Source organism: Streptomyces enissocaesilis, assembly GCF_039533765.1.
In the GTDB taxonomy this organism is placed as follows: domain Bacteria; phylum Actinomycetota; class Actinomycetes; order Streptomycetales; family Streptomycetaceae; genus Streptomyces; species Streptomyces enissocaesilis.
This window is the reverse complement of record NZ_BAAAUD010000012.1, coordinates 60,373-72,939: the sequence shown is the minus strand read 5'-3', so window position 1 is coordinate 72,939 and position 12,567 is coordinate 60,373. Positions and strand designations below refer to the sequence as shown.

At 72.9% G+C, this 12,567-nt stretch carries 12 protein-coding genes; 7 read left to right on the top strand and 5 right to left on the bottom strand.

Translation table 11 applies throughout. The features are described from left to right. The first annotated feature begins 328 nt into the window (after nt 1-328). Nucleotides 329-1,462, top strand: coding sequence for a glycerate kinase (locus tag ABD374_RS04700; RefSeq protein ID WP_344491089.1), 1,134 nt, complete (start codon nt 329-331; stop codon nt 1,460-1,462). Between the two features lie 323 nt (nt 1,463-1,785). Here the strand turns inward: ABD374_RS04700 and ABD374_RS04695 are convergent, their stop codons facing one another. After that, on the bottom strand, nt 1,786-2,688 hold the full coding sequence (locus ABD374_RS04695) for a serine hydrolase (RefSeq protein ID WP_344491086.1): 903 nt from the start codon (nt 2,686-2,688) through the stop codon (nt 1,786-1,788). Next, complete coding sequence (locus tag ABD374_RS04690; protein ID WP_344491083.1) at nt 2,685-3,587, bottom strand: LysR family transcriptional regulator; 903 nt, start codon at nt 3,585-3,587, stop codon at nt 2,685-2,687. The genes ABD374_RS04695 and ABD374_RS04690 overlap by 4 nt, the downstream gene beginning before the upstream one ends. 168 nt (nt 3,588-3,755) lie before the next feature. Between ABD374_RS04690 and bla the strand changes: the two genes are divergently transcribed. Further along, nucleotides 3,756-4,718, top strand: coding sequence for a class A beta-lactamase (gene bla / locus ABD374_RS04685; protein ID WP_344491080.1), 963 nt, complete (start codon nt 3,756-3,758; stop codon nt 4,716-4,718). 88 nt (nt 4,719-4,806) lie between these two features. Here the strand turns inward: bla and ABD374_RS04680 are convergent, their stop codons facing one another. Continuing rightward, nucleotides 4,807-6,006 (bottom strand): PucR family transcriptional regulator, encoded by a 1,200-nt coding sequence (locus ABD374_RS04680; protein WP_344491077.1) that lies wholly within the window; start codon nt 6,004-6,006, stop codon nt 4,807-4,809. A 182-nt stretch (nt 6,007-6,188) separates the two neighbouring features. Between ABD374_RS04680 and ABD374_RS04675 the strand changes: the two genes are divergently transcribed. From ABD374_RS04675 to ABD374_RS04655, 5 genes are read left to right on the top strand one after another with little or no spacing between them, the layout of a single operon-like run. Then, a complete protein-coding gene (locus ABD374_RS04675; RefSeq protein ID WP_344491074.1) occupies nt 6,189-6,998 on the top strand; it encodes an ABC transporter ATP-binding protein in 810 nt (269 codons plus the stop codon). Beyond that, nucleotides 6,995-7,777, top strand: a complete 783-nt coding sequence (locus tag ABD374_RS04670; protein WP_344491071.1) for an ABC transporter ATP-binding protein — start codon at nt 6,995-6,997, stop codon at nt 7,775-7,777. The genes ABD374_RS04675 and ABD374_RS04670 overlap by 4 nt, the downstream gene beginning before the upstream one ends. Continuing rightward, nucleotides 7,774-8,664 (top strand): branched-chain amino acid ABC transporter permease, encoded by an 891-nt coding sequence (locus ABD374_RS04665; RefSeq protein ID WP_344491067.1) that lies wholly within the window; start codon nt 7,774-7,776, stop codon nt 8,662-8,664. Before ABD374_RS04670 ends, ABD374_RS04665 begins: the two co-directional genes overlap by 4 nt. Beyond that, complete coding sequence (locus ABD374_RS04660; RefSeq protein WP_344491064.1) at nt 8,657-9,715, top strand: branched-chain amino acid ABC transporter permease; 1,059 nt, start codon at nt 8,657-8,659, stop codon at nt 9,713-9,715. The genes ABD374_RS04665 and ABD374_RS04660 overlap by 8 nt, the downstream gene beginning before the upstream one ends. Nucleotides 9,716-9,717: 2 nt before the next feature. After that, complete coding sequence (locus tag ABD374_RS04655; RefSeq protein ID WP_344491061.1) at nt 9,718-10,995, top strand: ABC transporter substrate-binding protein; 1,278 nt, start codon at nt 9,718-9,720, stop codon at nt 10,993-10,995. 76 nt (nt 10,996-11,071) lie between these two features. On the opposite strand, the gene pssA is transcribed toward ABD374_RS04655, so the two are convergent. Both pssA and ABD374_RS04645 read right to left on the bottom strand, forming a co-directional pair. Further along, entirely contained in the window at nt 11,072-11,854 is a 783-nt protein-coding gene (gene pssA / locus ABD374_RS04650; protein WP_344491407.1) for a CDP-diacylglycerol--serine O-phosphatidyltransferase, read from the bottom strand. A gap of 52 nt (nt 11,855-11,906) precedes the next feature. Next, nucleotides 11,907-12,563, bottom strand: a complete 657-nt coding sequence (locus tag ABD374_RS04645; RefSeq protein ID WP_344491058.1) for a phosphatidylserine decarboxylase — start codon at nt 12,561-12,563, stop codon at nt 11,907-11,909. Nucleotides 12,564-12,567 lie beyond the last annotated feature (4 nt).

The window sequence follows — 12,567 nt, the reverse complement described above, 5'->3', positions numbered from 1 at the left end:
CTACCCGTTTCCCGTGGTGGAGCATGGGTCGTTCGCAGGTATTTCACCGGTATGCGAGAAGAGCGGAACGCGGAGTGCGGTGCTGTGCGCGCGCACTGGGGGCACCCCCGGCGGGACCCCCGGCGGTGGGACCCGCCGCCGTCCGGGTGAAGACCGTTCGATCGTTTCGCTGTGCATGACGAACCACTATGGGCGTAAAAAGATGACAAATCAGGTTGGCGCGCCGTACCGGAGGCCGGACCGTGACGGGTGTCCGTGGGCACGAAGCCCCTCCTGCGGATAGGGTCGGGGCGGCGCGACTGCCTGTTCGAAAGCAAGGGATAGCAAGGTGACGGACGGAGCAGTAACTGAGACCGCCCGCGTGCTCGTCGCGGCGGACAAGTTCAAGGGCTCGCTCACGGCCGTGCAGGTCGCGGAGCGGGTGACGGCCGGGCTGCGGCGGGTTGTCCCCGACGTTGTCGTCGAGGCCCTGCCCGTCGCCGACGGCGGCGACGGCACGGTGGCCGCGGCGGTGGCGGCCGGATTCGAGCGCCGGGAGGTACGGGTCACCGGGCCGCTCGGCGAGCAGCTCACGGCGGCGTTCGCGCTGCGCGACGGCACCGCCGTGGTCGAAATGGCGGAGGCGTCGGGCCTCCAGCACCTCCCCGAGGGTGTGTTCGCGCCGCTCACCGCGACGACGTACGGCTCCGGCGAGCTGCTGCGCGCCGCGCTCGACGCGGGCGCGCGCACGATCGTCTTCGGCGTCGGCGGCAGCGCCACCACCGACGGCGGCGCGGGCATGCTGGCCGCGCTGGGCGCGCGCTTCCTGGACGCGGCGGGCGAGCCCGTCGGCCCCGGTGGCGGCGGCCTGCGCGACCTCGCGACAGCCGACCTGTCCGGCCTGGACCCGCGTCTGGCCGACGTGGACCTCGTCCTCGCCAGCGACGTCGACAACCCGCTGACCGGCCCGAAGGGCGCGGCGGCGGTGTACGGACCGCAGAAGGGCGCCACCGAGGAGGACGTGGCCGCCCTCGACGCGGCCCTCGCGCACTACGCGTCCGTACTCGGCCCGGAGCACGAGCACTCGCCCGGCGCGGGCGCGGCCGGCGGCATCGGCTACGGCGCGCTGATCGCCCTCGGCGCGAGCTTCCGGCCGGGCATCGAGGTGATGCTGGACGTGCTCGGCTTCGCCGACGCCCTGTCCCGCGTGACCCTGGTCATCACCGGCGAGGGCTCGCTCGACGCGCAGACACTGCACGGCAAGGCGCCGGCGGGCGTGGCGGCGGCGGCGCGCGCGAAGAACATCGAGGTCATCGCGGTCTGCGGCCGCCTGGCGCTCCCCCCGGAGGTCCTCGGCGGGGCCGGCATCCGCCGTGCGTACGCCCTGGCCGACCTGGAGCCGGACCCGGCCCGCTCGATGGCGGAGGCGGGTCCGCTGCTGGAACGCGTGGCGGAGAACATCGCCCGCGACTTCCTGACCTGACGGCCCACGGCCCCGGGGACCGGGGCCACTTGGCTCCCGGTCCGCGGGCCCGGGGCCCCGCCCGGCTCCGGGCCCGCGGGGCTGTTCCCCTCCCCGCCCTTCCCGAACCGGGGCTCTGCCCCGGACCCCGGTTCTCAAGCGCCGGACGGGCTGGGATCGGCGTCGGCCCAGCGGGTTCAGCCGCGCCAGGCCCGCCCGGGGGCCGAAGGCCCGGCCCCCGGCTTCGGGCATCGGCGGTCCGGGTGACGCGCGGCGCCCGGCGTACCGCACGCGAGGCCCCGGCGGGCGGTGTACAGCCCGCCGGCGGAAACCCCGGACCGGGGCTAGAGCTGCCGGAGGTGGTCGCGCAGTCCGCGCGCCACCTGCGCCATGAGGGCGTCGGCGCCGGGCTGGGTGCTCGCCGGAACGAGCGACTCGGTGAGGACGGCGACGGCGAACGCCTGACCGTCGGAGTGCTCGACGACACCCACCTCGTGGCGGAGGTTGAGGAGGGTGCCGGTCTTGGAGGACCACGTGGTGGCGTCGGAGCTGAAGTCCGGGGCGAGCCGGTGCCGGAGCAGGTTGTGGGCCATGAGGCCGCGCACGCGCCCGGCCGCTTCCGGGTGGACCGCCGAGGGTGTCCACAGGGCTTGGAGCAGTTCGACCCAGGCGCGTGCGCTGCCGGTGTTGGCGCGGGTGGTGTCGAGCTGCGGCACCCGGTGTCCGCGGCCGCTGGTGCCGGCGTCGATGGCGAGGGCGTGGGCGAGATGGACCTGGTCGGCGTCGAAGCGTTCCACGGGGGTGTCGGACAGCTCGCGCATGCTGTGCCGGACGGTGATGCCGCGCAGGCCGAGTTCGTGGAGGAGGCCGGCGACCCGGTCGGGCGGGGTGAGGCCGAACAGCGCGTCGGCGGCCGTCCCGTCGCTCACGCAGGTGCTCAGGTAGAGCAGGTCGTCGATCGCGATCCGGGTGGGGTGGCGGAACCGGCTCAGCCCGGTGGGGCCGGGCGTGGTGATCCGCCCGGGCCGTACGTCGAGCATCGTCGCCCCGTCGAGCTCGCCCCGCCGGATGCGCTCCGCCGTCGCCAGCGCGAGCGGGACCTTGACCAGGGAGGCGGAGGGCAGCTGGGTGTCCGGCTCGATCCCCAGCTCTTCTCCCGTGCGCAGGTCCCGTACGAGCAGGCAGCCGTGCAGACCGCCCTCGCGCAACTGCCGGCGCATGTCGTGCAGCAGTGCCTCGGTGCTCACGCCGCCGTCCCTCCCGCGCCGCCCGCCCGGGCGCCCGCGCCGAGGCAGTGGGCGATGGTGTCGCCCAGGCGCGCTTCGACGTACTGGGGATTGCCGTCCGCGGCGACGGTCAGGGCGAATCCCCGGCCGAGCGTGATCTCACCGATGGGCCGCCAGGCCAGGGCGAGTTCCCCGGCCTGCGCGGGGGAGCACAGCAACAGGTCGTGTGTGCAGAGGACTTCGGCCGTGGCGCTCGTCAGGCCGGCCGCCGCGACGAGCTGTGCGGGCCGCAGGCCCACCGCGTCGCGCAGGCGCGTCAGCGGGTCCCGGATGTGCGGCACGTCGTCTTCCGGCTGGATCCAGACACGGCGGGCCGGGCCGGGGGAGGCCCGCCCGACCCGCAGCGTTTCGAGGTAGACGCGCTTCACGCCGGGGTCCTGGGCGCCGGCGAGCCCGAGCGGCACGGACCACGTCGCCTCGTCCGCGGGCACCGCGAGCACGGCGGCACGCACCTGCTGCGCGTGGAGGAGTTCCAGGCGCCGCGCGGGCGCCGCCACACGGAGGTCCAGCCTGACACCGTGCCCCCGTGCCTCGGCGACGAGGCGGGCCAGAGCGGCCGTGGGACAGACGTCGGGCACCGCGAGCCGCCACGGCTTGCGCTTGACGGCTTCCGCCTCGTGCAGCAGCACATCGGCCGCCTGTACGAGCTGCCTGGCCGCCGGCAGCATGTCCCGGCCGAAGGGGGTCAGGACGGCCCGCCGCGACGTGCGCTCGAACAACTGCTCACCGAAGCGCTCCTCCAGGGCGGCGACGCGGCGGCTGGCCACCGGCTGGGACATCCGGGCAGCGGCCGCTCCGACGGTGAAACCGCCGTGCTCGCTGACACTGACAAACGCGCGACACGCTCCCACCAGATCCACGGTCCGCAACTCTATGCCGGATCGGCATGGAACAGTGCGTGAGCGTATTGGACCGCATGGCTCCCGACGGCGAGGGTGGTCCCGGCACTCATGACCCGCACCGGGATGGGGCCGTGCCGCTCCATCCCCTACGCGCCCCTGTGCGGGGCGCCCCGGAGGTTCTGGACCATGCAGCACACCCGTGCCCGGCGCGCCGTTCTCGGCGCGCTCGCCACACTCGCCCTCGTCCCGCTCGTGGCCTGCGGCCGGGGCGACTCCCCGGCCTCGTCGCCCCCGCCCGCGAAGACGACGGGGCCGGGTGCGGCCGCGAGCCCGAACACGAACGCGACCCCGAGTGCGGACGCGAAGCCGTTCGCCCGCGATTTCAAGGAACTCGAGCGCAAGTTCGACGCGCGGCTGGGCGTCTACGCCGTCGACACCGGCACCGGGCGCGAGGTGGCCTACAACGACGGCGAGCGGTTCGCCTACGCCTCCACGTTCAAGGCGCTGGCCGCCGGCGCCGTGCTGCGCGAGTACTCCCTGAGCGGCCTGGACCAGGTGATCACGTACTCCAAGGACGATCTGGCCGCCCACTCTCCCGTGACCGAGAAGCACGTCGGGACCGGGATGACCCTGGGCGCGCTGTGCGACGCCGCCGTCCGCTTCAGCGACAACACCGCGGCCAACCTGCTCCTGGACCGACTGGGCGGGCCCCACGGCCTGGACGCCGTACTCGAAGAGATCGGCGACGACGTCACCCGGATGGAGCGCCGCGAGCCGGAACTGAACCAGTGGACTCCGGGCGCCACGCGTGACACGAGCACGCCGCGGGCGCTCGCCGGCGACCTGCGCGCGTTCGTCCTCGGAGACGTCCTCGGCAAGGGCGAACGCGCGCAGCTCACGAAGTGGCTGCGGACCAGCACCACCGGAGCCGAGCTCATCAGGGCCGGAATGCCCGAGGGCTGGGTGGTCGGCGACAAGACCGGAGCCGGCGGCACCTACGGCACCCGCAACGACATCGCCGTGGTGTGGCCCCCCGGCACCGCCCCCGTCGTCGTGGCGATCATGACGAACCGCACCGGGGAAGACGCCGCATACGACAACGAACTGATCGCGGAAGCGGCGTCCGTGGTCGCGGACACGCTGTCGTAGCAGGAGGCCCGCGCCGCGGGGCGTGACGCGGGCGCCCCGGACGGCCCGCCCGCGGCGCCCGCGTCACGGCCCGCCCCCGCCGTCCGCGTCACGCCCCGGACAGCCGGAACGCGTCCAGCGCCAGTGTCATCTCGATCAGGTCCCGCGGCCGGGACAGCGAACGGGACGTCAGCTGCTCAAGCCTGCGCAGCCGGTTGAACACCGTATTGCGGTGGCAGTACAGCCGCCCCGCCGTCCGCCCCGCCGACCCCTCGCACGACAGCCACGCGTCCAGCGTCTCCAGCAGCACCACCCGGTCCGCCGCGTCCAGCTCCAGCAGCGTGCCGAACACGTCCGCCACCAGCCGCCCCGCCAGCTCCGGCTGGCTGACCACCAGGGCCGTCGGCATCCGCTCGTCCAGCCGTACGATCCCGGTCGCGTCCGGCGCGCACGTCCGCAGCGCCAGATCCGCCAGCCGCCGGGCCTCGCCCAGCCCGGCGAGACCGTCCACCACCGGGCTGATGCCGCCCGGCCCGGGACAGCGCGCGGCGAGCAGCTCCGACAGTGCGGCCAGCGTCGTCTCCTCGCCCAGCGAGACGACCCCCACCTCGCAGTCCGTACGCATCCGCCAGATGAACCGCATCCCGGTCCCCTGGATGCGCCGGTGGAACGGCTCGCGCCCGTCCCGGCGCTCCAGCCGCAGCACCACCACCGCGTACCGCCCCTGCTCCGGCAGGTCGAGACCGGCCGCCGCGCGGGCCGCCAGCCCCGGTGACTCCTTGCCCTCCAGCAAAGCGTCGAGAAGCGCCTGCAACCGTTCGTCCGTACGGTGGCGCAGCTCGGCCTCGGTCGCCCGGTACGCCTCCGACGCGGTCGCGGTCTCCGCGTCGACCGCCGTGAACACCGTCGACGCGGCCCGCATCAGTACCGTGAGCTTCTCCGGACCGCTGCCTTCCGCGCTCTCCAGGAGCGCGTCCCAGATCAGATAGCCCGCCTGCCGGTAGGAGTGCACCAGCAGCTCCAGGGGAAAGCCCTGCTGGGCCCGGCGCCGGCCCGTCCACTCCGCGTACTCCAGATCGCGGCGCGGCTGCGACTTCGGCGCGGAGATCGCCTCGATGCCGATCCGCATCGCCTGCTCGGTCTCCTGCCAGTGCTGGTCCTGCGACAGGACCTGCGCGTACAGCGGCGAGTGCGCGTGCAGCTCGCGCAGGTGCTGGTCCACCAGCTCCGGCAGCCGGTCGAGCAGCGCCGTACAGGCCTCGGTCAGCACCGCCCAGTCGTGCCCCGTCCGTACTCTGCGGCCTCCCATGGGGCGAGAGCGTGCCATGAGCGGGGCTCTCCCCGACACCCCCTGACACGCGGTGTTGTGCGCGTGCACAACCGGCCGTACGTGTGGCTGGTCACCGGCAGCGGTTCGGTCGCCATCCGTGGACGGCGGGCGGCGACCGGTGCTGAGGTGAGCGCCACCGAACGGCCCGAGGAAGGGGTGCCATGGCCGGCGCCGCATTGGAAATACGGGATCTGTCGGCGGGATACGGACCCGTGAGGGCGCTGCGACACGTGTCGCTCACGCTGCCCGAAGGGGCCGTGGTCGCCGTACTGGGCAGCAACGGAGCGGGCAAGTCCACGCTCCTGCGCGCCATCTCGCGCACGCTTTCGTTCCACGGCGGAGCGGTCACCGGGGGTACGGTCGCCTTCGCCGGCCGGCCGCTGACCGGTCTGCCCCCCGACCGGGTGGTGGCCGCGGGGCTCTGCCAAGTTCCGGAAGGACGGCAGGTGTTCGCGCGGATGACGGTCGCCGACAATCTGCGCGCGGGCGCGCTCGGCTCCACCGGAAACCGCGCCGCCCAGGCCACCGCGCTGCGGCGCGTCCACGAACTCTTCCCGGTCCTGGCCGAACGCGCCGGGCAGCGCGCCGGGCTGCTCTCCGGCGGCGAGCAGCAGATGCTCGCGGTCGCCAGGGCGCTGATGGCCGGACCGAAACTGCTGCTGCTCGACGAGCCCTCGCTCGGCCTCGCCCCGCTGATGGCACAGCGGATCGCCGAGACGGTCACCGAGATCAACGCGCAGGGCACGGCCGTACTGCTCGTCGAACAGAACGCCGCCATCGCGCTGCGCCTCGCCTCGCACGCGTACGTCCTCGACGTGGGCGAGGTCGTCCTGTCCGGGTCCGCCGACGAGCTCGCCGCCTCCGACGAGGTACGCCGCCGCTACCTGGGCGTGGTCGACGAGGACGCCGCCGCCGACGCCTCCGAGGCGGTGGCGGCCCACCGCACCCTCAGCGTCTGGGAGGGCAGATGAGCGCCGCGGCCCCGGCGCTGGAAGTACGGGACCTGACCGTGCGGTTCGCCGGCCTGACCGCACTGGACGCCATCGGCTTCACCGTACGGCCGGGAACCGTGCACGCCGTCATCGGACCCAACGGCGCCGGCAAGTCCACCTGCTTCAACGTCCTCTCCGGCGTCTACCGGGCCACCTCGGGCAGCGTCCGCCTCGGCGGCCGGGAGCTGACCGGACTGCCGCCCCACCGCATCGCGGACCTCGGCGTCGCCCGCACCTTCCAGAACCTCGCCCTGCCGCCCGGCGCCACCGTCGAGGACAGCCTGATGCTCGGCCGCCACCGGCTCACCCGCACCGGATTCGTCGCCGCCGGGCTGCGGCTCCCCTCCGCCGTACGGGAGGAGGCGGGGCACCGTGAACGCGTCCGGGAAATCGCCGCGTTCGTCGGACTCGAAGACCACCTCGCCCGGCCGGCGGGCACCTTGCCGTACGGGCAGCAGAAGCTCGCCGAGCTCGCCCGCGCCCTGTGCATGGAGCCCAGGGTCCTGCTCCTCGACGAGCCGGTCGCCGGAATGACCGCCGACGAACGCCGGGCCACCGCCGCCGTCGTCGCGGGCGTACGGGACAGCCTCGGCATCTCCATCGTGCTGGTGGAGCACGACATGGGGGTGGTGATGCGGCTCGCCGACGCCGTCACCGTCCTCGACTTCGGTCGGCTGATCGCCGACGGAACGCCCGCCTCCGTCCAGTCCGACCCCGCCGTCGTCCGCGCCTACCTGGGAGAGGAGGCCGCTCCATGACCACCTTCGCCGAACTCCTCCTCAACGGGATCTCGATCGGTTCCGTCTACGCCCTGATCGCCCTCGGCTTCGTCGTGATCTTCCGTGCCACCGAGGTCGTCAACTTCGCCCACGCCTCGCTGCTGCTCGCCGGCGGCTACGTCACCGCCGTCCTGCACGACGACATCGGTTTCTGGCTCGCCCTGCTCGCCGGGATCGGCGGCGCGGCGGCCGTCGGCACGGCGGTCGAGTTCCTGGTGATGCGCCGCTACCGGGGCTCCAACCACAGTGTCCTGGCCATCGTCACCATCGGCGTCGACATCCTCCTCACCACCGAGCTGACCCGCCGCATCGGCACCGACGTCCTCGCCCTGGGCGACCCCTGGGGCGACTCCGTCCTCACCGTCGGCGGGGTGACCGTCGCGCACACCCGCATCGCCGCGTTCGTCGCGGCGGGCCTGCTCATCACGGTCTTCCTGCTCGCCTTCCGCTTCACCTCCTGGGGCGTGGCGATGCGCGCCGCCGCCGAGAACTCCGAGACCGCCGCGCTGATGGGCGTACGCCTCGGCCGGGTCTCCCTCGGCGCCTGGGCCGTGGCGGGCGGACTCGCCGCCGTCGCCGCGCTCTTCCTGACCGTCTTCCCGACCCCGGGGCTCGAACGCTCCACCTCGCTCGCCGCGATGAAGGCGTTCCCCGCCGCCATCCTCGGCGGCCTCGACTCCACCACCGGCGCCCTCGTCGGCGGCTTCCTCGTCGGCATCACCGAGTCGCTCGCCACCGGCTACCAGAGCGACCTCACCTTCCTCGGGCGCGGCATCGGCGACCTGGCCCCGTACCTCGTCATGGTCGCGGTCCTGCTGGTCCGCCCGGCCGGTCTCTTCGGTACGAAGGAGCTGGCCCGTGTCTGACCCGACCAAGCGGCTGCGCCGCCCGGCGCTGTGGACCGCCGGAGCGGTCCTGCTCCTCGCGCTGCCCTTCTACCTCGACCGGTTCTGGCTCCAGGCCGGGCTCTTCGCGATGGCCGCCGCCATCGGCGCCATCGGCCTCAACCTCCTCACCGGCGCCACCGGCCAGCTCTCCATGGGCCACGCCTTCTTCCTCGCCGTCGGCGCGTACGGCTACTGCGTCCTCGCCGGGGACCCCGCCGGCGGCCTCACCGGCCTGAACCTCCCCAGCTGGCTCGCCGCCGTCCTCGCGGTGGCGCTGGCCGGGGTCGCGGGCGGCCTCTTCAGCCCCATCTCCGGACGCCTCCAGGGCGCGTACCTCGGCATCGCCACCCTCGCGCTGATCTTCATCGGCCAGCACGTGCTCTTCAACGCGCACGACCTGACCGGCGGCTTCAACGGCCGCGACGTCCCCCCGCTCAGCCTCTTCGGCGTCACCTTCGACGAGTCCGAGCTGCTGGTGGCCGACGTGCCCTTCGGTTCCGCCGAGAAGCTCTGGTACGTCGCCCTGCTCGCCCTGGCCGGCTGCGCCCTCTTCGCCCGCGGCGTGCTGCGCGGGCGCCCCGGCCGGGCCATGAACGCCATCCGCGACCACCGCATCGCCGCCGGGGTCATGGGGGTGCCCGTCGCCCGCTACCGGGCCGGGGTGTTCGTCCTCTCCTCCATGTACGCGGGCCTGGCGGGCGTCCTGCTCGCGCTGGTCTTCCAGCGGACCGTGCCGGAGTACTTCGGCATGATCCTGTCCCTCGAGTATCTCGCCATGATCGTCATCGGCGGTCTCGGCTCGGTCGCGGGAGCGGTGGTGGGAGCCGTCTTCGTCTCCCTGCTGCCCCAGCTCCTCACCCGGTACAGCGACGCCCTGCCCCTGGTCTCCGCCCCCGGTACGGGCGGGGTCGCACCGGGCGAGGCGTCCCGGTACCTCTACGGCGCCGCCGTTGTCGCGGTGGTGCTCTTCCTGCCGGGCGGCCTGGTGCGGCCGGCCCTCCGGCGCAAGACAACAACCCCAGGGGAGTAACGATGACCACGCGCAGGCAGGTCACCAGGACCACCGCCGCCACGCTCGCCGCGCTGCTCGCGCTGACGGCGGCCGGGTGCAGCTCGAAGGCGAAGGAAGGCGGCAAGAACGGCGACACGGCGGACACCGGCGGGGTCAGGACCGGCCAGGGGGTCACGGACGGGACGATCAAGCTCGGTGCGCTGACCGACATGACCGGCGTCTACGCCTCGCTCGGCAAGAGCGTCACCCAGGCCCAGCAGCTGTACGTGAAGAAGACCAACGCCGACGGCGGCATCTGCGGCCGGAAGATCGAGCTCACGGTCCGCGACCACGGCTACGACCCGCAGAAGGCCGTCTCCGGTTACACCGAGCTGTCGCCGCAGGTGCTGGGCTTCACCCAGTTCATCGGCTCGCCCTTCGTCGCTGCGGTCAAGCAGCGCATCGACGGCCAGGACAAGGGCCTCGTCATCCCGCAGGCCTGGTCCACCTCGCTGCTCGGCAGTCCGTACGTCCGCGTCGTCGGCAACACCTACGACGTCGAGACGATCAACGCGATCGACTTCCTGATGAAGGAGAAGGGCGTCGGGAAGGGCGACGGGATCGGCCACGTCTACTTCGAGGGCGACTACGGCGAGAACGCGCTCGCCGGATCGCGGTACGCGGCGGAGCAGGCCGGGCTCACGATCGTCGAGCAGAAGATCAAACCGACCGACAACGACATGACGGCCCAGGTCTCCGCGCTCAAGAAGGCCGGGGTCGAGGGCGTCGTCATCAGTGCGGGGCCGCGCCAGGCCGCCTCGTTCGTCGGGGTCGCGGCGGCGGTCGGGCTCCGGGCGCCGGTCATCGGCAACAACTCGGCGTTCTCCCCGCAGCTGCTCGCGACCCAGGCGGGGCCGGCACTGACGAAGAACTACTACGTCGCCAACCCCACCGAGCCGATCGGCACGGACACGCAGGACGCCAAGAAGCTCGTCGCCGACTACGAGGCGGCGTATCCCTCGGACGCGCTCGACAACGGCGTGGTGGCCGGCTGGACGGCGGCGTCGGTCTTCGGTGAGGCGCTGAAGAAGGCGTGCGCGTCGAAGGACCTGACCCGGGAGGGCGTCGGCAAGGCCCTGCTGACGATCAACGCGTACGACTCGGGCTTCGGCACCACGCACGACTTCACCGACCCGAAGGCGCCGTCCTCGCGCCAGACGGTCATCCTCCAGCCGGACAAGAAAGTGACCGGCGGGACGAAGGTGGTGCGGGAAGCGGAGATCTCGGGGGCCGCGAAGAGCTACACGCCCGGCGGCTGACAGCCTCCGCGAACGGCAGACGGCTGCGGGCCCCGGGGATGTCCCCGGGGCCCGCAGCCGTACGTACGCCGGACGCCTACGGCAGCTGCGCCGCACGCGCCACGCGGCGGTTGTCGCGGAACGTGTTCACCCGCCGCGCCGTCGCGAAGAGCGGGATCACCGCGCCCAGGACCACCTGGAGCGCGCAGCCGGTCGCCAGCAGGACCTGGCCGCCCGGGGCGTCGAACGCCCAGGCCGCCAGCAGTCCCATCGCGCCCACGATCCAGGCGAGCATCGCCACCGCGAGGACGCCCCGCGGCTTCGGGTACTCGACCCGGCTCACCATCAGCCACGCGACGCCGATGATGGCGAGCAGCGTGGGGATGAAGGGGAGCTCCAGCAGCACGATCGAGACGACCGTCAGCGCGCCGAAGGGGCTCGGCATGCCCTGGAACATGCCGTCCTTCAGCGTCACGCAGGAGAATCTGGCGAGCCGCAGGACCACCGCCAGCAGCACCACGATCGCCGCCAGCGCCGAAACCCGCTGGTGGGCGTCGTCCGCGACCATTCCGTACACCAGCACGAAATAGGCCGGGGCGAGCCCGAAGCTGATCAGGTCGGAGAGGTTGTCCAGCTCCGCGCCCATCGGCGAGCTGCGCAGCTTGCGCGCCACGAGCCCGTCGCAGAGATCGAAGATCGCCGCGAGGAGCATCAGGATCACGGCGGTCGCGGCGCTGTGCCGCGCCATGCCGGTCTCCTGGCTGCCCTGGAGGTGCGGGATGAGGATTCCGGTGGTGGTGAAGTACACCGCCATGAACCCGCACGTCGCGTTGCCGAGGGTGAGCGTGTCCGCTATCGACAGCCGCATGGAGAGCGGCATGTCCTCGGCGTCGGTCTCGTCCTCCGGCACCCAGCCGGCCTGTGTCTCGGGATCAGTCACGGTCAATGCGAGTCACCCCCGCGGTGGTTACCTGGCCGACCTCGACGTCGGCCTCTACACCCTCGGGGAGGTAGATGTCGACGCGCGAGCCGAAGCGGATCAGGCCGATGCGCTCGCCCTGCTCGACCTTCGTGCCCTGCGGCACGTACGGGACGATGCGACGCGCGACCGCGCCGGCGATCTGCACCATCTCGATGTCACCGAGCTCGGTGTCGAAGTGCCAGACAACGCGCTCGTTGTTCTCGCTCTCCTTGTTGAACGCCGGAACGAACCCGCCGGGGATGTGCTCGACCGACGTCACCGTGCCCGCGAGGGGCGCGCGGTTCACGTGGACGTTGAGCGGGCTCATGAAGATCGCGACGCGGGTCCGTCCGTCCTTCCACGGCATGATGCTCTGCACCACTCCGTCGGCCGGGGAGATGACCCGGCCCTGGGTGATTTCGCGCTCGGGATCGCGGAAGAACCACAGCATGCCCGCCGCGAGCGCGGTGGTGGGCACGGCTACGGCGGCCCAGCGGCCGGACTTGCGGGCCCGGGCGAGGCTGAGCGCCGCGGTGGCGACGGTCGGCAGAAGCCACGGCGATGCTCCGCGAGCAAGGCGTCCCTGGAGGAGGCCGTCGCGTGATGCAGAGGTTTGGCTGTGGGGCATGGAT